Raw genomic sequence first — 24,210 nt, 5'->3', positions numbered from 1 at the left:
CATCTTTTCAAAAATAAAACATAAAAAATAAAATCCTTGAATATGAGCCCTACATAAAGAAGAAATTCTTTGCTAAAAAAGCCAATTCATGTACATTATTTAAGCTTAGTTTAAAATATTATAAGTTAACATTATGTATTACATTTAATATAATATATTATACAAAAAGTCTAATATATATATTAAAAGTAAAATTTTTGTTAAAGGCTTAACCATGTCTAAATTTATTTCATTTGTCAGGTGTATTGAAAATAATGAACAATATACGGAAGCACAAAGATCGGGTATTAATAATTATGTTGACTTACATAATTTGAAGATATCAAGTCAAGTTGAAATTCAAATCAACTCAACAAAAGATGAAAAAAACTTGCTTCAACTTTTAGAAACATGTAAAAAAGGTTCAACAATAATCGTTTATGATTTAAATGTTTTTGGTCGAACAATAGAAAGAATTTTAGAGATTGTTAAGTTCTTTTTAGAGAGTGAAATTAGAATAATTGTAATTAAACAAAATCTGGATTTATTAGCAGATTCAGATATGTTAACTCAAATGATTTTGGGTGTGATATCTATGACAATTTCGCTGGAAAAAAACTTAATGAGTTTAAGAACAAAAGAAGCATTAACCTTGAAAAAACAAGAAGGTGTTTCTTTAGGTAAACCAAAAGGTACCATTCAAAAATCAAAATTTGACAAACAAAGAGACAAAATTGAAGAGTTATTATCTGTTGGACTGTCAGTACGAAAAATTGCGAAACTTCTTGGTTATTCAAATCATATTGGTTTAAATAATTATGTAAAAAAAAGACTAATAAGGGAAAAAGTTCAACAAAACTCTTATGATATAGCTAGCTAATCTAGTTTATTTACACACATTATTCTAAAATAATCATTTTTTTAGAGTAATGTACTTATTTTCACTCACTTTTTAAACAAAACTTCACATCTTTTTGCCTTTTTATAATGAATTAAAATTTTTAGTGTAAAATGTCCTTCATAAAAAGCATTTTAAAACTTTTGGTTTAATGCTTAACACATGGAGATATATTATGAAAGTATTATTAATTAAAGATGTTCAAGGTACAGGTAAAGCTGGAGAAGTAAAAGATGTAAAAGATGGATATGGGAAAAATTTTTTAGTTGGAAAAGGTTTTGCATTAATGGCTACAACCGAGGTGCTTGCAAAATATGAAGAAGATAAAAAAATCAGATTAGAACTTGAAGCAAAAGAAATAGCACTTGCAAATGATATTGCAACAAAACTGTCTTCACAAAACTTTACTATTTCTCATAAAGTAGGCGCAAATGGACATTTAATTGGTTCTGTTACGAATAAAGAAATAGCTGAAATATTAAAAACACAAGCCTCTATCACTATTGATAAAAAACAAATTACATTAAAATCAAAAATCAAAAGTACAGGTATTTTTGAAGTTGATTGTAAATTAGGACATGGAATTCATGGACTGGCTAAAATTGACGTTATAGCAGCTGTATAAATGTTTGATGCTACTACGATACTGGCTTATAAAGGTCAAGGAGAAGCAGTTATAGGAGGAGATGGACAAGTTACCTTTGGAAATGCTATTTTAAAAGGAAATGCTACAAAAATCAGAACCTTATATAAAAATCAAATCTTAGCTGGTTTTGCCGGAAGTACGGCAGATGCTTTTAATTTATTTGATATGTTTGAAGTTCATTTAGAACAAAGTAAGGGCGATTTATTAAAAGCAGTCATTGCTTTTTCTAAAGAGTGGCGAAAAGACAAACTATTACGGCGATTAGAAGCAATGATGATTGTATTAAATAAAAAACACATTTTTATTTTAAGTGGAACAGGAGATGTTGTCGAACCAGAAGATGGAAAAATTTGTTCCATTGGTTCTGGTGGAAATTTTGCAATTTCTGCTGCAAGGGCGCTGGAAAAGCATGCTTCAATGAAACCAGAAGAACTGGTACGTGAGTCTTTAATGATTGCTGGTGAATTATGTATTTATACGAATCAAAATATTAAAATATTAAAAATAGAGGACTAAATGAATTTAACACCTAAAGAAATAGTAGCCTATTTGGATGATTATATTATAGGTCAAAATGATGCTAAAAAAACAATTGCATTGGCTTTAAGAAACAGATACCGACGTATGCAATTAAGCCCTGAACTCCAAGAAGATATTATGCCAAAGAATATTTTAATGATAGGAAGTACAGGGGTAGGAAAAACAGAAATTGCTAGAAGAATGGCAAAAATGATGTCTTTGCCTTTTGTAAAAGTGGAAGCAAGTAAATATACTGAAGTAGGTTTTGTTGGACGTGATGTTGAATCTATGATAAGAGACTTAGTTTATGCCTCTTATACTTTAGTAACAAAAGAATATGAAGAAAAGATAAAAGAAAATATTGAGTATGAAGTTAATAAACTAATTATAGAAAAACTTATTCCATCTTTGCCAGAAGGTGCAAGTGAAGCGACTAAAGAATCTTTTATAAAAGCCTATAATAAAATGGAAGAAAAACTACTATCAGGGGCATTAGATGATAAAGTTATTGAAATTGAATTTCCTAAAAAAACACATATTGAAGTAATTGATTCTAATTTACCTATTGATATGAGTTCTATGCAAGAAGGTATTAATAAACTTTTAGGCGGCATGAATAAAGATAAAATAAAAAAAGAAATAAAAATAAAAGATGCGAAAATTGTTTTAAGAAGTTCTGCAAGTGATAAACTCTTAGATCAAGATTCAATAAAAGCAGAAGCCTTAAAACGTGCTTCTAATGGGGGAATTATATTTTTAGATGAAATTGACAAAATTGCATCTTCAAAAAATTCTCAAAATCAAGATCCCTCAAAAGAGGGTGTTCAGCGTGATTTATTGCCTATTGTAGAAGGAAGTGATGTTCAAACGAAGTTTGGGACAATTTCTACGGATCATGTTTTATTTATAGCTGCTGGTGCTTTTCATGTTTCTAAACCCAGTGATTTATTACCAGAACTTCAAGGACGTTTTCCTTTAAGAGTAGAATTAGAAGCCTTAAACGAAGAAGCTTTATACAAAATATTAAAAAATACAAAAAATTCTCTTTTATCACAGTATCAAGCTTTATTAGGGGTAGAAGAAGTGACTTTAGAATTTGAAGATGAAGCGATAAGAGCTTTTGCTTCTTTTTCTTTACGAGCGAATGAAAAAACAGAAGATATTGGAGCCAGAAGGTTGCATACTGTTATTGAAAAAGTTTTAGAAGATATTTCTTTTGATGCGAATGAAAGGGCGGGTGAAACTGTTTGTATAACAAAAGCTTTGGTTGAAGAAAAACTGAGCGATATTGTAGAAAATGAGGATATATCAAGATATATCTTGTAGATTTATATATCTTGTGCTAGAATTAAAATAATTAAACTTAGGAGATCATATGAATATAGTAACATTTTGTGATGTAGACGACTCGTTAATTGAGGCAAAACACAGCGTTGAATATTTTCCCAGTGGAAGTTCAGGTAATGCCGAAATTGCAATACTAGATATTAATACTATTTTTGATTTTGAAGAAAATAAAGTAGCAGCCTGCAAAGAAAAATATGTATCTGTTGCTATTGTTGAAGATGAAAGTGATTACGATGCTTTTAAAAATTTCGGAATTGATGCTTGGATTGAAAAAAATCAATTAAGTGAAATAAATGGTTTAATAACACTCTTAGAAAAAAGGTTTTTGTCATAATAATAGATACTCATTGTCACTTAGACAATCTTAAATATATTGACGATGTGGACGAAGTTATACAAAGAGCACTGGACAAAGGGGTTAAAGCTTTTTTAATTCCTGGTGCCGATTTTAATGACCTTCCTCGCTCAATCGCTTTAGCTAATAAATACAAAGAAGTTTTTTTTGCAGTAGGTATTCATCCTTATGATATCGAATCGTATGATGAGAAGGTTTTAGAAGAATTTATAAATCACCCTAAATGTATAGCAGTAGGTGAGTGTGGTTTGGATTATTTTAGACTTCCAGAAGATAAAGAAGAAAAAGAAAAAAATATTGCTTTACAAAAAAAAGTTTTTATAGCACAAATTGAGTTTGCCAAAAAAGTAAAAAAACCTATTATTGTACATGTAAGAGAAGCCTCCAAGGATTCAAGAGAAATTCTTGAACAATACAATGCAAAAGAAGTAGGAGGTGTTCTACATTGTTACAATGCCAGTCCTCATCTTCTTCCTTTAGCCGATCATGGTTTTTATTTTGGAATAGGCGGTGTACTTACGTTTAAAAATGCTAAAAAATTAGTAGAGGTTTTACCTTTAATCCCTAAAGATAAACTTTTAATTGAAACCGATGCCCCTTATTTAACACCTCACCCTTTTAGAGGAAAAAGAAACGAACCCATGTATACAAATGAGGTTGCTTCAAAAATGGCAGAAGTACTTAATATGGAACTTACATCTATAGAAGATTTATCTACAAAGAACGCTAAAACCTTATTTAAAGACTTTAACATCATAATTTAGATATAATATCCCTTATTTTATAAATAAGGGCATATTTGAAAACCATATTCACTATTTTATTTCTCTTACAAAGTGTACTTTTTGCTACCTTAATTGGCCCAAACGTTGAACTTAGAGATTTTGATGTACTAGAAGAACTTGATATAGATAAGTCCTTTATAACAGATTATAATTTGCAAAAAACGTATAATTCGCTTTTAGCAAAAAGCAGTCAAAAAACATATCTTAGAAAATTAAATGATGCTTCTTTATTTGTCCCTAAAATTAAAAAAATACTTAGACAAGAAGGGCTTCCTTCCACCTTTATTTATTTAGCAATGGCTGAATCTTATTTTACAATAGATGCTAAGTCTTATGTTAATGCCAGAGGTATTTGGCAATTTATGAAACCCACTGCTAAACAATATGGTTTAAAAAACAATCTTTATTTAGATGAAAGAATGGACTTGGTTAAGTCTACTTATGCTGCAAGTAAGTATCTTAAACATCTTAAAAAAAGATTTGGAAAATGGTATCTTGCTGCTTTGGCATATAACTGTGGTGAAGGAAGAGTTATTGAAGCAATAACACGTTCTACTATTGATATGTATGAAAAAAAGTATGGTAAAAAGAATAAATATTCAAAAGATATTAAAAGTTATAGAAAAACGATTGCTGGATTTACTAGAAAAAAACTTCCTTTTTCAAAAATATATGCCATTTATAAAAAAGTTACGAAATGGGATGTTAAACCAGATATTTACGACTTATTAGTTGTTCAAAAAAAGGTTAGCAGACAATACTTACCCAATGAGTCAAGACATTATATACGAAAAATAATTTCATTGGCAATGTTAAATAATCACAGTTTTATTAGCAATGATGACAATGAACACTTGTTAAATATGGGTGTTTCTAATACCGTTGCTACTGTTAATATTAAAGGGGGTTTACATTTAAATAATGTTGCACATACTATTGGTATGAAACCTATGGACTTATTTAAATTAAACAGACATGTAAAAAGAGGAATTATTCCTCCTTATTATAAATCGTATCCTATTTATATTCCTTATAATCTTTTATCCAGATATCAAGCCAATAAAAATAATATTAAAAATACGCGTTTTGCTATTTACAAAGTAAGATCTGGAGATACTTTATATGCGATTGCAAGAAAGTATAAAATTCCTTATTCTTTAATAAAAAAACAAAACAGCTTAAAAACAAACAGACTAAGACTTAAACAACGTTTAGTGATTCCTGTTTTAGCTTCAAGTATTAGAGCTTCTTATGCTAAAAAAAGAACGCATAAAGTACGATCAGGAGATACCCTATTATCTATTGCAAAATCGTATCGAATTTCTTTAAAAAAATTAAAAAAAGACAATAGATTAAAAACATCTATGATTAAAATAGGAGATCTCATTGTTATTAATAACTAAAATATATAAATATTCTTTTTTGGCACTTGCGCTTAGTTTGTTCATCTCAGGCTGTACAAGCAAAGTATCAACACGTTCTTATGAGTATAATAATAAAAAATACGTAGAACATGTAAAAGTCAAAGATTCTAAAATAAGAAATTCAAAAGCAATGCACAGAGCAACAATGCGCTCCTACGTAATTGCAGGAAAAAGATATTATCCAACGCTGGCAAAAGTAGGAGATACTTTACATGGAATTGCTTCTTGGTATGGACCTAATTTTCATGCTAAAAAAACATCCAATGGAGAAGTGTATAATATGTATGCACTTACAGCAGCTCATAAAACATTACCAATGAATACTATTGTTAAGGTTTTAAATTTAGAAAATGGTAAAAGCATTATTGTACGAATTAATGACAGAGGTCCTTTTGTTACGGGAAGAATTATTGATTTATCTAATAAAGCAGCCCATGCTATTGATATGGTAAAAAAAGGAACAGCTAAAGTACAAGTTGATATTTTAGGTTTTAATGCACGAATAGCAAGAACTGACGAAGAAAAACAAGAAGTTGCAAGTGTATCTTCTTATTATGTTCAAGTGGGAGCATTTTCACGGCATGAAGGTGCTATTATTACGAAAAGAAAATTTAAATTAATTTTAGAAAACAGATACGATGTAATTATTAAAAAAGCCTCTTTATTTAAAGATAATTTAAACAGAGTGTGGATTTCTGGTTTTAAATCGCTTGATGAAGCAAATGATTTTAAAGAGAAAAATGGCTTAAACAGTTCAATGATTATTGCGCAATAGGAAATTATATGACAGAATTAAATAGAAAAACAAAAGAAACAGATATTAAATGTAAAATAGATATTCAAGGAAATGGTACTTCTTCTATTAACACAGGAGTAGGTTTTTTTGATCATATGTTAGAAGCATTTTCAAAACACTCAGGAATAAACTTAGAACTTAGCTGTATTGGTGATTTACATATAGATGCACATCATACGGTTGAAGATTGTGGAATTGTTATAGGAAAAGCTTTGAAAAAAGAGATTTTCCCTATTGAAGCAGTTGAGCGATATGGAAATGCAACGGTTGTTATGGATGAAGCTTCAACTACCTGTGCTCTTGATTTATCTAATAGGCCTTTTTTGGTTTATGATGTAAAAGTATTGGGAAATATTTCCACCTTTGATGTTGAACTTGCAGAAGAATTTTTTCATGCTGTTGTTATGAATGCTGGAATTACTGCGCATATAATAAGCGATAGAGGAAGAAACAAACATCATATGCTTGAAGCTTCGTTTAAAGCTTTTGCTGTTGCTCTAAGACGTGCTTTAGCACCTAATCTTAAAATAGGAATTCCAAGCACTAAGGGGGTCCTATGATTGAATTATTGGTTTTTGATATTGATGGAACCTTAAGTGATGGTCAAATTATTTACAGCAACAGTGGAGATGAACTAAAAGCTTTTAGTGTAAAAGACGGTTTAGCTATTTCTACTTGGACAAAAAAGCTTGGGAAAAAAGCGGCAATTATAACAGGACGAAATTCTTTAATTGTTGAAAAACGTGCAAAAGATTTAGGTATTCAGTATCTGTATCAAGGTATTCATAATAAAGATGAAATTCTGGAAGAGATTTTAAAAAAAGAAAATCTTACCTGGAAAAATGTAGCAGCTATTGGGGATGATTTAAATGATTATAAAATGCTTAAAAAAGCAAAACTCTCTTTTGCCCCTAATGATGCTGTTCTTGTAATAAAAGAACTGGTAAATGTTGTGTGCGAAGCAAAAGGTGGGCAAGGAGCAGGAAGGGAAATGATTGAGTATATTTGCAAACAAGATGATTTAGAAGAGGATTTTTTAAACGCATGGCTTTAAAAATATTTGTTTATACGCTTTTAGTATTTTCAGGACTCTTTCTAATAGGAGATGTTCAAAATAAAGAAGAAAAACAAATTACAAATGATATTGCTTTACTTAGTTTTAAAAATGCTACAATGTATACACTAACAGAAGATAATATTTCTAGAGTAGTTTATGCCAAAGAAGTATACAGATATAAAAACAGAGATATTATGTATAATGCAAAAATCATTTTAACAAAAGCGCATACGAATATAACAGATGTGATTAAAGCAGATGTTATTATTAAAAAAGCAGATAAATATCATTTTATGAACAATGCAAGTTTTCAGCGTGAGAATTATCTTTTTATTGAAAGTGATGAATTTTTATACGATGCAAGTAAAGAAATAATTTCGAATACAATAGATTATTCGGGCTATTATTATAATCATACATTAAAAGGGAAAAGTTTTTATTTTGACAATACAAGCAGTATTTTTAAATCAAAAAACGTTCATTTTGAGTTAGACAGTAAAAACAACTAAGGAATTTTATGAGATTTTTATTAATATTTATTTTTGTGTGTACAAGTACAATATATGCGCAGACATCTAAGCTAATTATTGATGCCAAAACATTTGAAGCAAAAGACAAAGAAGGCCTTAGTATTTTTACTGGAAATGTTAAGTTACAAAGAGGAAAAGACAGACTTTTTTCAGACAAGTTGGTTATTTATATGACAGCTAAAGAGGGGAAAAAAGCCAGAACTCCTTTGCGTTATATAGCAACAGGAAATGCAAAGTTTATTATATTTACAGAAGATAAACATTATATAGGTACTGGAAAAAAGATTATTTATTCTCCCTTAAAACAAGAATATAGAATTTTTGGAAATGGTACTTTAGACGAACAAATAGAAGGAACTAAATTAAGTGGAGAAGAAATCTTTATTAATTTAACAACTGGAAAAGCTAAAATAAAAGGTACAAATAAAAAACCTGTTCGTTTAATTATTAATATTGAAACAAAAGAGAGTACTAAAAGTACTAAAAAAACTGAAAAAAAAGAAACAATAAAAAGCACTGAAGAAAAAAAAACAGTAAAAACAAATAATACTGAAGAAAATGAAACAGTTAAAACAATAGAAAGTACAAAAGAGAAAAAGTAATGAGAATTATAGAAGCAAGTTTTTTAGAATCCGCACAAGGAATAGATGACTCCCCCAGTCCAGATATGGCTGAAATTGCCTTTTTAGGGCGTTCAAATGTTGGAAAATCATCTTTATTAAATACCTTAACACATAGAAAAGGTTTAGCAAAATCTTCTTCTACGCCTGGTAAAACACAGTTAATTAATTATTTTAATATAAAATTTAAAACAGACAATGAAGAAACACCGCATTTATATGCGCGTTTTGTTGATTTGCCTGGTTTTGGTTATGCAAGAGTGTCTAAAACACTTAAACAAGAATGGAATAAAAACCTTACTGAATATCTTGAAAAAAGACCCTGTTTGCAAATATTTGTACACTTAATTGATGCCAGACATAAAGATTTAGCCATTGATAAAAATGTAGATGCTTTTTTAAAGTCAATTAAAAGAGGCGATCAAATTATTATTAATGCGTTTACAAAAATTGATAAACTAAAACAAAATGATTTGGCAAAACTAAAAAGAGAAAATCCCGATGGAATATTTGTTTCTAACTTGAAAAAAAGAGGTTTAGAACAATTACAAAATAAAATTACGGAATACCTTTTTGGAAGTTAAATTTTACAAACCAAGCGTATTAGACATAGAAAGTATGCAAGCATTGGTAAAAGCAGAAGTTGATTCAGGAACCATTCTTTTAAGAACAGAAGATGAAATGGCTACTAATATTAGATCTTATACCTGTGTAAAGGTTGATGGAGTATTGGCTGGTTTTACTGCTTTGCATATTCATTCCCCAAAACTTGCAGAAGTTCGCTCTTTAATTGTTGATGAACAGTTCAGAGGCTTAAAACTTGGATTTAAACTGGTTGAAGCCTGTAAAAAAGAAGCAAAAGAGTTATTTTTAGAACAAATTCTGTCATTAACCTATAAACAAGGTTTTTTTGAAGCTTTAGATTTTAAAGAAATTAATAAGTCAGATTTGCCAGAGCACAAAATCTGGGCAGATTGTGCACGTTGCAAACATTTCCCTGTTTGTGATGAGATTGCTCTTCTTTACACCCTCTAAGAGTCTTTAAAGCTATAAGTTCTTTATATCAAAGAACTTATTTAAAACTCTGGGCCAGATTCCCTATAATTAGTGTCCATCCATCAATTACAATAAAAAAGATTAGTTTTATGGGCAGGGATATCATAACAGGTGGTAACATCATCATTCCCAGACTCATTAAAATAGAAGCTACAATAATATCAATAACTAAAAATGGCAGAAAGATTAAAAAACCAATCTCAAAAGCTGTTTTAAGCTCACTTACTATAAATGCAGGCATTAAAATAGTTAAAGATACATCATCTATATTTTTTGGATTTTCTTCTTTTTTTATTCTGTAAAATAGGGCCAAATCTTTTTCTCTTGTATTTTTAATCATAAATTCTTTAAAAGGTTTAACTCCTTTTTGAAAAGCTATTTGATAAGAGATTTCTTCGTCCATATAAGGAACTATCGCATCATTCCACGCTCTTTTCCCATAAGGTTCCATAATAAATACCGTCATAATTAGCGACAAAGATATAATAATTTGTGTGGGAGGGGTTTGTTGTAATCCCATAGCCTGTCGTAAAAGGGAGAAAACAATGATTAATCGCGTAAACGATGTGACCATTAAAATCAAGGTAGGTGCTAACGCTAAAATAGCCAAAATGATTACAATATTTATTGTTTTTACAAATTGCGCAGGTTCGTCAATAGCAGAAACAGATAAGTTAATAAAAGGCGCTTGATCTGCTGCAAAGAGCGAAAATGATAATAAAATGATGGATAAAATAATTTTCAATAAAATTCCTAAATAAAAATATCTGAATATTAACAAAAAATTCATTAAAGCTAAAGAAAATATCAATAAAATGTAGATGTTACAATTAATTTTATATTTTTTGTTTATTAATTAAAGAAAAATTTCTATTAATTTTTATAAATAAGGTATTAAAAAAAGGTTTATTATGAAAAGAATTATATTTTTTATTATGTTTGCATTTATAAGCACTGTGTTTGCTGATAAATTACAAGATATAAAAGACAAGGGTTTTTTAATTGCGGGTGTTAAATACGACTTTAAACCCTTTGGTTTTATTAATGAAGATGGAAGAATAGACGGTTTTGATATTGATTTAGTTAAATATATTTCTTCTAAACTTGATGTTGATGTACGTTTTAAACAAGTAACATCAACCAACAGAATTAAACTTCTAGTAAACAATGACGTTGACTTGGTAATTGCATCTATGACACATAAGTTAAGCAGAGACAAAGATATTGATTTTTCAATTTCATATTTTTTTGACGGCCAAGCTATGTTGGTTCTAAAAAATGATGCTCGAAAAGATTATACCCAGTATGAAGGTGCAAAAATTGGGGCCATTAAAGGGGCTACTTCTGGAGGAAATTTTAAAAAATTACTTCCTTCTGCTAAAATGATTTATTATAATGAATATCCACAAGCGTTAAGAGCCTTAAAAGCTGGTTTTTTGGATGCTATTACTACTGATTTGGCTTGGTGTACATTACAAGCTATTGAGAGTAGGGGAAAGTTCAAAGTATTGGATGATATTTTGTCTTATGAACCTTATGGTATTGGTGTAATAGAAAATGAATCCAATTATTTAGATGAGATTAATGAAATACTACAAGATTCTGTACTTGATGGAACCTATGCTAATATTTATGAAAAATGGTTTAGAAAACTTCCTTCCAAACTACCAGAAGTTTGGCCAAGATAAGTTTTAGTCTGCTTTTAAATAACCAAGTTCAATCATTCTATTATAAATCTTTGAGACAATTTTTCCACCAGCACTCCCTCCATGACCTCCATGCTCAACGATAAGTGTAATGGAGTATTTTGGATTTTTAAAAGGAGCATAAGAGGTTAACCAGGCATGTGACCTGTGAAAATAAGCCAGTTCAGATTCTTTCATTCTTTTTTTCTCAGATTGTGGAATAGAAACAACTTGTGCTGTTCCTGTTTTTGCAGCCATTTTTACTTTTGAGCTTCTTGTATGCCAATAAGCAGTTCCTAGTTTATGATTAGCCACATCATACATTCCACGTCTTACCATCTTAAGATAACTTTCATTCATTGGAATTTCTATTGGTTCTTCATAATTGTTTTTATTTAAATGAGGTTTTGGTAATTTCCCTGTTGCTAAATAAGCTGTGTAACGTGCTACTTGAATAGGTGTTGTTAGGGTATATCCTTGACCAATAGAAGAAATAAGTGTTTCTCCTTTAACCCATGATCTATTGTATCTTTTACTTTTCCATTCTTTATTGGGATTGTTTCCTACAAACTCATTGATTTGATCAATACCTGTTTGGGCACCAAAACCAAATTTTTTCATGGTTGCAGATATTTTATCTATTCCAATTTTTTGAGAGCCTTTATAATAAAAAACGTCACAGCTTTCTCTTAGAGATTTTCTAAAATTTACTTTTCCATGTCCATGTTCTTTCCAACATCTAAAATTTCTATTTCCTAAGGTTACAAAACCTTCATCATAAACAGTATATCCAGGGCTCACTCCATTTTCTAAAAAAGATAAAGCAACTCCCATTTTCCAAATAGAACCAGGAGGATATAAACCATTTACAATTTTATTCGTAAAAGGGTGATTAAAATCATTTTTTAAAATATCCCATTCTTTGTACGATATTCCTCCCACAAAAATATTATTGTCAAATTCTGGAAAAGAACCTGCTGCTAGTATTTCTCCATTATTGACATTCATAACAATAATGGAACCACTTTGATCTCCAAAGAGTTCATGAACATAAGCTTGTAATTTTATATCAATACTTATTTGTATGTTATTGTTTAACGATACATTTTTTTCATCAAGTACTTCAATTTCTTTGTTTAAAGCATTTACTTTTACATCTTTAAAACCAAGTTTTCCTTGTAGTTTTTCATTGTAATACTTTTCCAAACCATTTTTACCAATAATTCCTGAATATCTTGACATTGGATTTTTTTTGATATCTTTTTTGGATGCTTTCCCCACATAACCTATGATATGTGAAGCTACTTTTTTATAAGGATAATGTCTTTTTACCGCTGATTCAACCTTAAGTCCTTGTGTTGCATTAAAAACAGTGTATTTTCCAAAAAAATCATCATAAGGTATGTAATCAACAAGTTTTACATAATTGTGTCTGTAAGCAGAATCTAATTTGATGTATTTTTTTAAGAGTTTGTCTTTTTCAAACTTTGGAAAGTGTTTGTTTATAAGGGCTAAAAGTTTCAATAAGCGCTTTTTGCTTTTTTTTGAACGTAAATGTGGTTCTATATTAATAGAGAAACCAAGGTTATTAATAGCAAGAGCAACACCATTTCTATCTTGAATAATACCTCTTGAAGGTACTTTATAAATTCTTTTTATATAGTTTTGTTTGGATAACTCTTCATAATACGTATTGGATTTAATACTTAAAAAATAGACTCTTGCCAATAACATAAACGATACAGCCACAATAAAGATAATTATATAATTTAATCGTTTCATATAAATAAACCTACAATAATAAGATCAATAATAATATTGAGCAAAATACTAAAAATAAGACTAAAGGAAATATCATTACTTAAAGAAAACAAAACAAGCGCAGAAGAATAAAACCACAATACATGAACATAATTACTTACATTTGAGAAAGAAACAACACGTATTAAGTTTGGAAGGATAAAAGAATGCGAAAAAAAAGCCAATAAAGACAATGAAAAAGGCGTAAAACCCATATTGATTTCTAAAAAAAGAAAGCTTAGTACTATTAAACCTAAGGTGTAATATTGTTTGTTTTTTAAACTTTGTTCAAAAGCTAAAAAGATTATGCCAAGGAACATAATAGATATAAAATAAATGGAGGATACAATATTAACAAGTACAGCAGCAATACAAATAAAAAAAATAATAATAGGTATGTTTAAAATACTTTTGTGCATTAGTGGTCTTTTTGTTTTTGATAATTATAGCGAAGAAAATTTAAAGCAATACATTAAAAATCTAAAGTTTTTCTATTTTTCTTTGTGTTTTTGATTTAATTCATAGATGTAAGAGAATATCTCCGCAACTGCTTTATACATATTATTTGGAATCTCAGTATCTATATCTATTTTACTTAAGAGTTCTATCAAATCTTCGTCTTTTTTAATGGGTAAATTATTGGCTTTTGCAATTTTTATTATATTATTTGCTGTTTCTCCTTTTCCTTTTGCAATTATTCTTGGTGCCATGTTTGAAGATGAATCGTATTGTAAAGCGGCTGCTTTTAGAATCTTTTTTGAATTGTCTTCTTGCATGTTAAGCCTTTATATCTAAACCAAGAGAAAGTTCATTAAAAGAACGTAAATACAAATTTTCTCTTTTATTTTTATTCTGCGTTTCTTCTAAATCAAGGATTTTAATATTATTAGGTATCAAACCTGCTTTATTAATGGCTTGTTTTAGGCTTTTAATTTCTTGATTAAATAAGTTTCTAAAAGAATTTTTTTGCGCATATAAAGTAATGTCTAGTTTGTTTTCATCGTATAAAGCTAAGAGGATTCGTAAGTTTCCCAAATCTTTTAGGCTTAAATTGATTTCTACAAAAAAACGATCTTTTTTTATTTCTTTATAAGAGATAGTACCTTCTTCTAACATATCCCATACAAAGGGCAGATAAATACTAGAGCTTTGAGTACTTAAAGACAGAAGTTGCTGATATTCAATTTGAACCAGAAGTTTATCTATTTGTTTTACTGCTTCTTTTGATATATTATGTGAAAGCATATCTTCTTTCATCATTAATAAGCTTGCTTTTAAATCATCTTTAATCGCAGGTATATCTTTATTTGTTAAGTTTTTATTATTGTTATTTAGTTCTTCAAGCTCTTTTACAACTTTATAAATATCTTGCTCTTTTCCAAAAGATGCAGCAGATATAAAGTCTTTAAGATTTTTAATTAAAGAATCAAGAGAAGTAGAATTATTGCTAAAAATCGTATTATTAAGTTTGCTTGTTTCTACAAAATCTTGTAAAGAAGAAGTAAGACTTAATTTTTCCATAATATTGACCAAATCAACTTTATTTGGAATATTACTTGTACTTAATATATTCTTTAAAGTATTGATATGGGTTTTTAGCTTAGAAAATGATTCGTTTATTGTAGTATTTATCTTAGTTTTTATTGTAGAATCTTCTTTTAAAACACTGTTTTCATTTCCTAGTATTGTTTTTATTTGATCAAGTATTTGTTTTGAAGGGAAATCAATTTTTGTTTCAATTATTTTAATTGCATGAAATAAAAGTTCTTTACTTGTATTCTTTATTGGCATTTGTATGTCATTGTTTTTTTCTATGGCTTTATTAGAGATGAAAGAATTATTTTGATTTTTTAAAGGAATATTTTTATCATTATTTAAAGAAACATTTTTACTGTTTTCTTGGACTTGTTTTAGCAGAAGTGGTTTTTGTAGTTCATCACTATTTTCTTGGACTTGTTTTAAAAGAAGAGGTTTTTGCATTTCATCTTTTATTAGTGTTTTGATTTGCGTAATACTGTTTTGGAAGTTTTCTTTTGTAATACTGCTTATTTTATCAAAGCTAGTATTTAATAAGGTTTTACTTTGTTTTTGAATATTTTCATTTTTACTTTCTATGTTTGTTTCTATATTTTTAATTAAAGATTTGATATTTGAAAAAAGATTTTTATTTTCAAGTTGCGTATTTTTCTCTAAAGTAGAAAGGATATTAAGTAAAACTACTTTTGTAGTGTTTTGCGTAAAAGTAAAGGTGTCTTTTTGTAAAAGTTTGTTTATTTCTTTGATTAAATGCGTTTTATCAATCACGCTCTCTTTTGATAATTCTGTTTTTAAGTTGGTTAATACTTCTTTTGTTTGTTTTTGAAGCTGTGTTTTTTCTTCTGTTATTTCTAGGTGATTGTTTTGTTTTGATGTTAATAAAGAGATGTTTTGGCTTAGTTTTTCTAATTTATTGTTTAGTTCTAAAACATTTTTAAGTGGAGAGTTTTGATTTATATGTGTTAATTGGCTACTTATCTTAGAAAGTGTTTGTTTTAACACTTCTTTAGGAATATTTTTTGTATTTAATAAGTCTTCAATATTTTTAGTTATATTTTTTGCTTCTTTTGAATCATTGTTTTTTAATGCGTTTTTAATTTCTAGCAGTACTTCTTGTACCTTTGGAAGTAAATTATTCGTTTTGTTTAGTTTTGATAGTTTTGATTCTAGAAAAATCCCAGAATTATTTAGTGTTGTTTTAAGCGTTTTATCATTTACTTGAGTAATGTCTTTTAAAAAAATTTCAATATTTTTACTGTACTTGTTCAAACTTGGTGTATTTTCTAAGTGTTGTGAGAGTTGTTTTAAATTGCTAGATATTTGTCCTAAATCTTTAAATACCGAAGAGTTTTTAAGTAATTTACTAAGGTCGTTTGAGCTTTGATTGTTTTTGCTTAGTTTTCCAAATAGGTTTTTTAAAACATCTTGCACATTAGAAGCTGCTTTGTTACTTAAACCTTTTTTATCTGCTTCTTGCAAGGCTTCTTTAAGTACTTTATTTTCATTAGGAATGATTATATTTAATAATGAATTACTTGAAATGAACATAAAATAGTATAACATAATAGAAAAGTATCTGGGTGTAAATTATTACAAGAAAGAATCTTGGATTAAATTTTATTTGCTATAATAAAGAAAATATAAGATCTATTACTTTGGAGAATGAATGAACGTAACAATTTGGCACAATGAGGCATGTTCTAAATCAAATGCAGCCTTGACTTATTTAGAAAATAAAAATCTAAACATAAGAATTATTAAGTACTTAGAAAATACACCAAGTATCCTAGAAATAGAAAACTTTCTTAAGCTCTCTGGGATGAAAGCAAAAGATTTATTTAGAAGTACTGAAGCTTTATATGAGGAACTAAAAATTGTTTCTATTTTGGATGAAAAAGAATTGATTAGTATTTTAAACGCTAATGCCACGCTTATTCAGCGTCCTGTAATTATTACAGAAAACGCAGCAGTATTAGCACGTCCTTTTGAAAAATTAAGTGATTTAATTTAATGCAAATTGAAGTTCATGAAAAACAAAAAAGAATAAAATATATTCGTGTTTTAGAAAAATTTTTAACAAGAACAATGAGTTTGTTACGCTTAGAAAATTTTGATGAAGACTTATTTAAAAAAAGATGCATAAAAAACTTCAAAGATTTATCCAGAGCAGAAACAATGGACTTAAATTCTACGTATTATACGCATTTAAAACGTTTTATTGAAAAAGTAATGTATTACGTTTATTTAGAAGAAGATGATAATGACGGATTTGAGATAGCCGATGAAGATAAAATGCAAAATCTTTTATTAAAAGAAGCCAATAATCTGCAAAAAGAAAAAAACAACAGTTCTTATAGAAAAGACAAGCATAAAAATGCAAAATTTGATGATGAATATTAATGAGTGATGAAAAAACGTTTAAATTATCAGGAGTTTTAAAAAGAGTACTGTATTTTAATGCAGAAAATTCTTATTGTATTGCTGTTTTAGAGAACGATCAAAAAATCTGTGGTATTTACGTAGATACAGATATTGAAAAAATCCTTGGGGAAGAAATCATACTTACAGGTAATTGGATTACTCATAAAAAGTATGGAATTCAATTCGCTTTTGATACGCTTGAAATAAAAGAAGCAGAACTGTATTTCTTTTTGACAAAAATTGTTAAAGGCATTGGCTCAAAAACAGCCCATATGCTTTTGGACAAATACAACGAAGAAGAACTGGTTAAAATCTTTAATAAAAATCCCAATGAACTTTTAAAAATTAAAGGAATATCCGAAAAAAAGTTAAAGATTATTATTACTTCTTGGCAAAAGTTTCAGCATTTAAGAGAACTGGGAACATTTTTAGCCAAATATGGGGTTACTTCTAATTTAATAACAAAAATATATCAGGCATACCCTGAAGTAGATAATTTAATTGAAAAAATAAAACAAAACCCTTATATCCTGATTGATATTAAAGGTATAGGTTTTAAAAGAGCGGATGAAATTGCGCGCTCCATTGGTATTGATGAACGTTCTTCTTTTAGAATTATGGCATGTATGAATTATACCTTAAGAGAATACTGCGATAACAATGGAAACTCATCGATTGATAAAACACATTTATTTACACTCTTAGATGATTCTTTACGGTTTAGGAACGAAGAGCTTTTATATGAAAAAGCCTTAAATAAGATGTTAGGGGATGAAGAAATTCATCAAACAACACTTAATCGTTTCTCTCCTTCTATTTTATACAATGCAGAAAAAAGAATTTTAGAATTTTTTAAACAAAGAGAAGAAAACAAACAATTAAAAAAAATTGTCTCAAATTTTAATGAGTACATAACTAAAAAAGAGAAAACGCTGGGTTTTATTTTGAGCCAAGAACAAAAAGATGCTGTTGAATTAGTCAATGAAGGGCATACCACACTTTTTTTAATAGGATATGCAGGTACGGGAAAATCTACTTCTGCTAGGGCTCTTTTAGAGTTATTAGAAGAAATGTTTTCTTATGATGATATTATTACTATTGCTTTAAGTGGTATTGCCTCACAGCGTATATCGGATACTACGGGGTATACATCTTCAACCATTCAGTCTTTGTTAATGAAAAATAAAGAGAAAGATTTTTTTGAGCAAAAAGTGATTCTTTTGGATGAAGCATCTATGGTAAATTCTATTATGTTTTATAAAATTATTTCAAAAATTGCAGATGATACTATTTTTATAATTGTGGGAGATGATGGACAGTTACCTGCTATTGGGGCTGGAAATATTTTAGCAGACTCTATTAAGTATGAATTAGCACCTATTTGTAAATTAACAAAAATTTACAGACAAAATGAAGATCAAGCTATTGCACTTATTGCAAATGACATACGTCAGGGTAAAGTACCTAAGTATAAAGAAAAATATGAAGATTTCTCTTTTGTGCCTGTTTCAATTGACAATTATTATGCTGCTAAAAATTCGTATTCAGCTAGTGATTTCTCAGAACTTAGACAAGATAATACTTCTTTGATTTTACAAAATATTGTGAATATTTCAGCTACGTATATTGAAGAGTTTTATAGACTAATTAAAAATAAAAACATAGGAAAAGCCTTAAGTTTATACCAAATTATTACCCCTATGAAAGCGGGTGTTTTAGGGGTTGAGAATCTAAACCGTCAACTTCAAGCCATCTTTAATTTTTCAAAAGATAAGTCTTTTCAAGGAAAAATGTATGAATATAAACTAAGAGATAAAGTAATACATGTAAAAAATGAGAATATGAAAGCTCAAAGTATGAGTATGTATAAAAGTGGTTCTTCTGATTTTTTACAAAAACGCGTTTTTAATGGGCAATTGGGTTTGATTATTAAACTTGATTTTGAAGAAAGTTTATGTATTATTTTATATCCCAGTGATGATATGGTTGTTTTTTATCGTTTTGATGAAATGGATTCTTTATTGTCTCTTGCTTATTGTTTAACCATTCATAAAACCCAAGGTATGGAATATGAAAACTCACTCATTCCTATGACTTTTTCTCATTACATAATGCACAATACCAAACTGCTTTATACAGCAATTACAAGAGCAAAAAAGATGTGTTATATTGTAGGAGAAGAGGATGCATTTAAAACAGCATGCACACGAATAGAGAGTACAAAAAGAGAGTCTGTTATTAATGATATTTTGCATTTGCAGCATAAGAACAAAACTTTCTTACTTTAAAGCATAATTTAACGAAAAAGCAAGAAATATTCATGTAACATGACTAAAAATTTTTAGAGGATAATGTTTTATGATAACTTGGATGCAAAAACATAAAAAATGGTTAGTAGTAACTATCTGGATAAGTACAATCGCTTTTGTAGGCGCTGGATTTGTTGGTTGGGGTTCGTATGATTTCGGGAAACAAAGTGCTTCTGTAGCAGTAGTAGGGGAGAGAGAAATTTCAGTTGATGAACACCAACGAGAATACTCTGCTTTATACAGACAATACTCAAGTATTTTTGGTGAACAATTCAATGATGAAATGGCAAGAACATTAAAATTGTCAGATGCTGCTTTGCGTTTAGCAATACAAAAAAACCTTATTTTGTCTTATGCTGATTCTTTAGGCTTGGGTGTAACACAAAAGGAAGTCATTAAAGAGCTTTTATCAATGAATGCTTTTTTTATTAATGGCGTATTTGATAAAGATACTTATGTAAGAGTATTGTCTCAAAACAGAACAACACCTACTGTTTTTGAAGAATCAATCAAAAGAAACATTTTACTTCAAAAAGTAGAACAATTGTTTAAAGTAAAAAGCTCAGATGAACAAATTGAGCGTTTAAGTTCATTAATGTTTTTAGAAGATGAAATTAATATTGAAGTATTAAATATTAATAATATCGCTCTTGATTTGGATCTTAAAAAAGTTGAAGAATTCTGGAATAAAAATAAGTTTGATTATTTAAGTGCGCAAGCCTATGATATTTCAATAACAAAAACAGCTTTACTTAATAATATTTACAGCGATGAAAAATTAGAAGCAGAGTTTGAAGTAACAAAATATGATTTTAAAAAATCTGATGGTAAATTAAAATCTTTTGATGAAGCAAAAACAGATGTAATTCGTGCTTTAAATGTAAAAGCTACGAAAAAAATTGCATTAAAGAATTATTTAAAAGCAAAAAAAGCAAAAATTGATTTTGAAGCAAATGTTCGGGTACATGAAGACAGCTTAGATTATTCTGCGAGTAATATTAAAAAACTAAGTGATGCTGCTATTGGAGCATATATTAAACCCTTTTTAAATAAGAATGAGTATATTTCTATTAAAATGAACAAAAAAATTGCGCCAGAGCCTTTATCGTATGAAGATGCAAAAGGAAGAGTAACTCCTGTTTATATTCAAAATGAAAAAAAGAATCTTTTGAAAAAATTGGCAAAAGACAGATTAAAAGATTTTAAGGGTGAAAATATTGGTTATGTATCAAGAAACGATGTAAACAAAATTAAAGCACTTAATGCACAAGAAGCACGAACATTCTTATCTGCTTTGTTTATGCAAAAAAATAAAGAGGATATAATTGATTTAGGGTCTAAAATTGTTTTATACCGAATCAATGATTCTCGATTAGTTAAAACAAATGCACAAGAACAAGAAAACGTTAAAAATTCAATTGTTTCTTTGTTAGACAATGAATTAATGAATAACTTTGTTCGTGAATTAGAAAAGATTTATGAAGTTAGATCAGCATTAGATAATACTTCTGCACAATAATTAAGAAGGAAATGATTTGAATAAAACTCTTTTAGCATTAGATATTGGTTCTTCTGTTATAACAGCAGTTATTGCAAAAAATGATTTGGATCTTAAGATAAATATCTTAGGTACAGGAATTGAAGACAGTTATGGTATTAATAAAGGTGCCATAATTAATATTGAAGAAGCATCTAATTCAATAAAAAATGCAATTTCTAAAGCAAAAAGAAGTACGTCAAATCCAATAGAATCTACAGTTGTTTCTGTTTCAGGAGCGCATACTAAAGGTATTCGCTCTATGGGATCGGTTAATGTTCCCAATGGCGTAATTACTGAAAATGAAATTAACCAAGTTTTACAAATGGCTTTATACAATGCAACAATAGTTCCTGAATATGAAGTTTTACATGTAGTTCCAATTGCTTTTAAAGTAGATGATTCAGGGGATGTTGAAAATCCTTTGAATATGAATGGAGCTAGATTAGAAGCTTCTGTATATGTAGCAACGGTTAAAAAAACGGCTTTAACAAATATTAAATCAGCCCTAAGCCAATCAGGCTTAGAAATTACAAATTTTGTATTGGACTCTTATGCAACGGCTTTATCTGTATTAGACCAAGAACAAAAAGACTTCGGAGCCATTGTTATTAATATGGGTGCAACAACAACAGAAGTTGCTTGTTATAAAAACTCTTCTGTAATTTTTAATGATTTTGTACCTGTTGGTTCAAATCATATTACAAATGACTTATCTGTTATGTTACATACTCCTCCTAATGCTGCTGAGATGTTAAAACTTAAGTATGGAAACTTATTACCTACTGTTCTTAATGATGACTTGGCTATTAAAAAAGTTAAGATTCCTCGCATTGGGGATGAACAAAATACTTCTGAAGTCTCTTTAGATTATGTACAAACAATAATACATGCAAGAGTAGAAGAAGTTCTGATTCTTATTAAAGACAGACTTAAACAAAGTGGTATTCAAGAACGTATTGGTGCTGGTATTGTTTTAACGGGTGGTCTTAATCAGTTAAAAGGAATTAAACATTTATCTTCTTTGGTATTTGAAAACATCCCTATTAAAGTATCTAACCCTATGAGTATCAAAAATGGTTATATAAATTTTGAAGATCCTACTTTATCAACTATTGTTGGTTTATTGTTTTACTCTTTAAATAATCGTGCTGGTTTTGAACTTGATTCAAATAAAGTGCTTAGAAAACAGCTTGTATTAAAAAACAAAGTTCACAATCAAAACATGATGAGCAAAGAACTTAATGAAAAAGTTGATATAAAAGAGCGAATAGTTGAAAAAAATACTATAAATGAGCAAGAGACTTTATTACCTAAGCTTTCAAAAGACAAAAAAGGAAAAGGACTTTCAAGTTTCTGGACCAAAGTATCGGAGTGGTTTTAATGAGTGATAATTTATTTAATGTAGAAGATATTACGGTTAAAATGCCTACCCAAACCTTATCTGATAATGTTGCAAAAATTTCTGTAATAGGTGTTGGGGGCGGAGGTTGTAATATGATTAATCATATGATAACTGAAGGAAGCCATAAAATTGATTTGATTGTTGCAAATACGGATTTACAAGTATTGCATATTTCAAAAGCTCCTAAAAAAATACAATTGGGTTTAAAACTTACTAAAGGTTTAGGCGCTGGTATGAAACCAGAAATTGGAAGAGATTCGGCTGTTGAATCGTATGAAGATATAAAAAATACACTAAAAGGCGCTGATATTGTATTTATTGCTGCTGGTTTAGGTGGCGGAACTGGAACAGGAGCTGCTGCTGTTGTAGCAAAAGCTGCTAAAGAAATTGGAGCGCTTACTGTTTCTGTTGTTACTAAACCCTTTACTTGGGAAGGTAAAAAAAGAGCAGGGCTTGCAAACTTAGGTCTTGAAGAACTTAAAAAAGTAAGTGATTCTATTATTGTAGTTCCTAATGATAGGCTCTTGGATATTATTGATGAAAGCGTTGGAATGAAAGATGCTTTTAGAATTATTGATAATATTTTATATCAAGCGGTAAATGGAATGAGTGAAGTTATTCTTAATCCTGGAAATGCAGATATTAATATGGATTTTGCTGATGTAAGAACTATTATGCAACATCGTGGAATGGCACTTATGGGTATTGGGCGAGCTAAAGGCGATAATGCTGCTATTAAAGCCTTAGAAGATGCTATTGAGTCACCCTTATTAGATAAAGTCTCTTTAAGTGGAGCTAAGGGGATATTAATTCACTTTAATATTCATCCTCAAATTTCTTTGTTTGCTATTAATAATGTAATGGAAAAAATCCATGAAACCATAGATTCAAATGCAGAAATTATTTTTGGAACAACTTCTGATAAAACCTTGGAAAAAGATGAAGTAAAAATTACTATTGTAGCAACAGGTTTTGAAAGTATTAATAGCTCAAGTTCAAAAAAAGAAGAAGAAAATACACCCAATAAAACAAAAATATCAAGTGATGATGAAAATTATCTTGATACTCCTCCTTTAATGAGGGATTATGTCGTTCAGTATAGTTTATAACTTATAAACTATTCTTTATTCTTCAAAAACAATCATATCATAAGAGCTTTTTTTAACAACTAAAGCTTTTGCTGATGGTACCACTGCATATTTATCAATATTTTTAAATTTTTCTTTGTATTCGTCCAGCTCTTTTTCTATATTTTTGATTTTTTTGTTTAACTGAAGAATCAAATCAACTCCTGCTAAATTAATACCAAATTCTCTTGTTAGGGTTAATATATATTTTATGTGGTCAATGTCTTTTTGAGAATACAAGCGTATTTTCCCATTGCTTCTTGTGGGATTGACAAATCCCTCTCTTTCATATTGTCTTAAGGTTTGAGGATGAATGCTTAATATCTCTGCAACTGCAGAGATTAAATAAACGGGCTCAGTATATGCTTTATTATTCAT

Annotated in this window: 27 protein-coding genes; 21 read left to right on the top strand and 6 right to left on the bottom strand. The window is 28.8% G+C overall.

All coding sequences use genetic code 11. The features are described from left to right. Positions 1-214: 214 nt before the first annotated feature. The 14 genes from HRT41_10445 (at position 215) to HRT41_10380 (ending at position 9,991) form a co-directional block, all read left to right on the top strand. Positions 215-859 (top strand): recombinase family protein, encoded by a 645-nt coding sequence (locus HRT41_10445; protein ID NQY24446.1) that lies wholly within the window; start codon positions 215-217, stop codon positions 857-859. A gap of 193 nt (positions 860-1,052) precedes the next feature. Further along, positions 1,053-1,502: a 50S ribosomal protein L9 gene (locus HRT41_10440; GenBank protein ID NQY24445.1), complete on the top strand. Its 450-nt coding sequence runs from the start codon at positions 1,053-1,055 to the stop codon at positions 1,500-1,502. After that, positions 1,503-2,039: an ATP-dependent protease subunit HslV gene (gene hslV, locus HRT41_10435; protein ID NQY24444.1), complete on the top strand. Its 537-nt coding sequence runs from the start codon at positions 1,503-1,505 to the stop codon at positions 2,037-2,039. After that, positions 2,040-3,368 carry an ATP-dependent protease ATPase subunit HslU gene (hslU, locus tag HRT41_10430; protein ID NQY24443.1) on the top strand — a complete coding sequence of 443 codons (1,329 nt, stop codon included), beginning with the start codon at positions 2,040-2,042 and terminating at the stop codon, positions 3,366-3,368. It begins immediately after the preceding gene. Between the two features lie 49 nt (positions 3,369-3,417). Beyond that, complete coding sequence (locus tag HRT41_10425) at positions 3,418-3,723, top strand: hypothetical protein (GenBank protein NQY24442.1); 306 nt, start codon at positions 3,418-3,420, stop codon at positions 3,721-3,723. Further along, positions 3,720-4,508, top strand: a complete 789-nt coding sequence (locus HRT41_10420; GenBank protein ID NQY24441.1) for a TatD family hydrolase — start codon at positions 3,720-3,722, stop codon at positions 4,506-4,508. Before HRT41_10425 ends, HRT41_10420 begins: the two co-directional genes overlap by 4 nt. Positions 4,509-4,543: 35 nt before the next feature. After that, entirely contained in the window at positions 4,544-5,932 is a 1,389-nt protein-coding gene (locus HRT41_10415) for a transglycosylase SLT domain-containing protein (protein ID NQY24440.1), read from the top strand. A gap of 151 nt (positions 5,933-6,083) precedes the next feature. After that, entirely contained in the window at positions 6,084-6,728 is a 645-nt protein-coding gene (locus HRT41_10410; protein ID NQY24439.1) for a septal ring lytic transglycosylase RlpA family protein, read from the top strand. An 8-nt stretch (positions 6,729-6,736) separates the two neighbouring features. Next, a complete protein-coding gene (hisB, locus tag HRT41_10405) occupies positions 6,737-7,309 on the top strand; it encodes an imidazoleglycerol-phosphate dehydratase HisB (GenBank protein ID NQY24438.1) in 573 nt (190 codons plus the stop codon). Continuing rightward, complete coding sequence (locus HRT41_10400; protein NQY24437.1) at positions 7,306-7,803, top strand: HAD hydrolase family protein; 498 nt, start codon at positions 7,306-7,308, stop codon at positions 7,801-7,803. Before hisB ends, HRT41_10400 begins: the two co-directional genes overlap by 4 nt. Then, positions 7,794-8,315: a hypothetical protein gene (locus tag HRT41_10395; protein ID NQY24436.1), complete on the top strand. Its 522-nt coding sequence runs from the start codon at positions 7,794-7,796 to the stop codon at positions 8,313-8,315. The genes HRT41_10400 and HRT41_10395 overlap by 10 nt, the downstream gene beginning before the upstream one ends. An 8-nt stretch (positions 8,316-8,323) precedes the next feature. Then, complete coding sequence (locus HRT41_10390) at positions 8,324-8,938, top strand: lipopolysaccharide transport periplasmic protein LptA (protein NQY24435.1); 615 nt, start codon at positions 8,324-8,326, stop codon at positions 8,936-8,938. Beyond that, entirely contained in the window at positions 8,938-9,540 is a 603-nt protein-coding gene (locus HRT41_10385; protein ID NQY24434.1) for a YihA family ribosome biogenesis GTP-binding protein, read from the top strand. The genes HRT41_10390 and HRT41_10385 overlap by 1 nt, the downstream gene beginning before the upstream one ends. Continuing rightward, a complete protein-coding gene (locus tag HRT41_10380; GenBank protein ID NQY24433.1) occupies positions 9,530-9,991 on the top strand; it encodes an N-acetyltransferase in 462 nt (153 codons plus the stop codon). The genes HRT41_10385 and HRT41_10380 overlap by 11 nt, the downstream gene beginning before the upstream one ends. A 37-nt stretch (positions 9,992-10,028) precedes the next feature. Here the strand turns inward: HRT41_10380 and fliP are convergent, their stop codons facing one another. Then, positions 10,029-10,757, bottom strand: a complete 729-nt coding sequence (gene fliP / locus HRT41_10375) for a flagellar type III secretion system pore protein FliP (GenBank protein ID NQY24432.1) — start codon at positions 10,755-10,757, stop codon at positions 10,029-10,031. Positions 10,758-10,923: 166 nt separating this feature from the next. Here fliP and HRT41_10370 point away from each other — a divergent pair, with 166 nt between their 5' ends. After that, positions 10,924-11,700 carry a transporter substrate-binding domain-containing protein gene (locus tag HRT41_10370; GenBank protein ID NQY24431.1) on the top strand — a complete coding sequence of 259 codons (777 nt, stop codon included), beginning with the start codon at positions 10,924-10,926 and terminating at the stop codon, positions 11,698-11,700. A gap of 3 nt (positions 11,701-11,703) precedes the next feature. Here HRT41_10370 and mrdA read toward each other — a convergent pair whose 3' ends face one another. The 4 genes from mrdA to HRT41_10350 all read right to left on the bottom strand — a co-directional run bounded on the left by mrdA (position 11,704) and on the right by HRT41_10350 (position 16,581). Further along, complete coding sequence (mrdA, locus tag HRT41_10365; GenBank protein ID NQY24430.1) at positions 11,704-13,479, bottom strand: penicillin-binding protein 2; 1,776 nt, start codon at positions 13,477-13,479, stop codon at positions 11,704-11,706. Continuing rightward, positions 13,476-13,916: a hypothetical protein gene (locus HRT41_10360; protein NQY24429.1), complete on the bottom strand. Its 441-nt coding sequence runs from the start codon at positions 13,914-13,916 to the stop codon at positions 13,476-13,478. Before HRT41_10360 ends, mrdA begins: the two co-directional genes overlap by 4 nt. Positions 13,917-13,988: 72 nt before the next feature. Beyond that, the gene (locus HRT41_10355) at positions 13,989-14,273 is read right to left on the bottom strand and encodes an EscU/YscU/HrcU family type III secretion system export apparatus switch protein (GenBank protein NQY24428.1); all 285 of its coding nucleotides are present in this window, start codon (positions 14,271-14,273) and stop codon (positions 13,989-13,991) included. A 1-nt stretch (position 14,274) separates the two neighbouring features. Continuing rightward, positions 14,275-16,581 (bottom strand): flagellar hook-length control protein FliK, encoded by a 2,307-nt coding sequence (locus tag HRT41_10350; GenBank protein ID NQY24427.1) that lies wholly within the window; start codon positions 16,579-16,581, stop codon positions 14,275-14,277. 118 nt (positions 16,582-16,699) lie between these two features. Between HRT41_10350 and HRT41_10345 the strand changes: the two genes are divergently transcribed. The 6 genes from HRT41_10345 (at position 16,700) to ftsZ (ending at position 23,814) form a co-directional block, all read left to right on the top strand. Then, entirely contained in the window at positions 16,700-17,044 is a 345-nt protein-coding gene (locus HRT41_10345) for an arsenate reductase (glutaredoxin) (GenBank protein ID NQY24426.1), read from the top strand. Then, positions 17,044-17,433 carry a hypothetical protein gene (locus HRT41_10340; protein NQY24425.1) on the top strand — a complete coding sequence of 130 codons (390 nt, stop codon included), beginning with the start codon at positions 17,044-17,046 and terminating at the stop codon, positions 17,431-17,433. Before HRT41_10345 ends, HRT41_10340 begins: the two co-directional genes overlap by 1 nt. Next, positions 17,433-19,742: an AAA family ATPase gene (locus HRT41_10335; protein ID NQY24424.1), complete on the top strand. Its 2,310-nt coding sequence runs from the start codon at positions 17,433-17,435 to the stop codon at positions 19,740-19,742. Before HRT41_10340 ends, HRT41_10335 begins: the two co-directional genes overlap by 1 nt. A gap of 70 nt (positions 19,743-19,812) precedes the next feature. After that, the gene (locus tag HRT41_10330) at positions 19,813-21,282 is read left to right on the top strand and encodes a SurA N-terminal domain-containing protein (GenBank protein NQY24423.1); all 1,470 of its coding nucleotides are present in this window, start codon (positions 19,813-19,815) and stop codon (positions 21,280-21,282) included. Positions 21,283-21,298: 16 nt separating this feature from the next. Next, on the top strand, positions 21,299-22,684 hold the full coding sequence (gene ftsA / locus HRT41_10325; GenBank protein NQY24422.1) for a cell division protein FtsA: 1,386 nt from the start codon (positions 21,299-21,301) through the stop codon (positions 22,682-22,684). Next, entirely contained in the window at positions 22,684-23,814 is a 1,131-nt protein-coding gene (ftsZ, locus tag HRT41_10320) for a cell division protein FtsZ (protein ID NQY24421.1), read from the top strand. Before ftsA ends, ftsZ begins: the two co-directional genes overlap by 1 nt. Positions 23,815-23,829: 15 nt before the next feature. Here ftsZ and HRT41_10315 read toward each other — a convergent pair whose 3' ends face one another. Then, a complete protein-coding gene (locus HRT41_10315) occupies positions 23,830-24,210 on the bottom strand; it encodes a helix-turn-helix transcriptional regulator (GenBank protein ID NQY24420.1) in 381 nt (126 codons plus the stop codon).

The sequence above is a fragment of the Campylobacteraceae bacterium genome, from assembly GCA_013215945.1.
GTDB lineage: Bacteria > Campylobacterota > Campylobacteria > Campylobacterales > Arcobacteraceae > NORP36.
The sequence above is the reverse complement of the archived record's forward strand: the minus strand, read 5'-3'. Positions and strand labels throughout refer to the sequence as shown.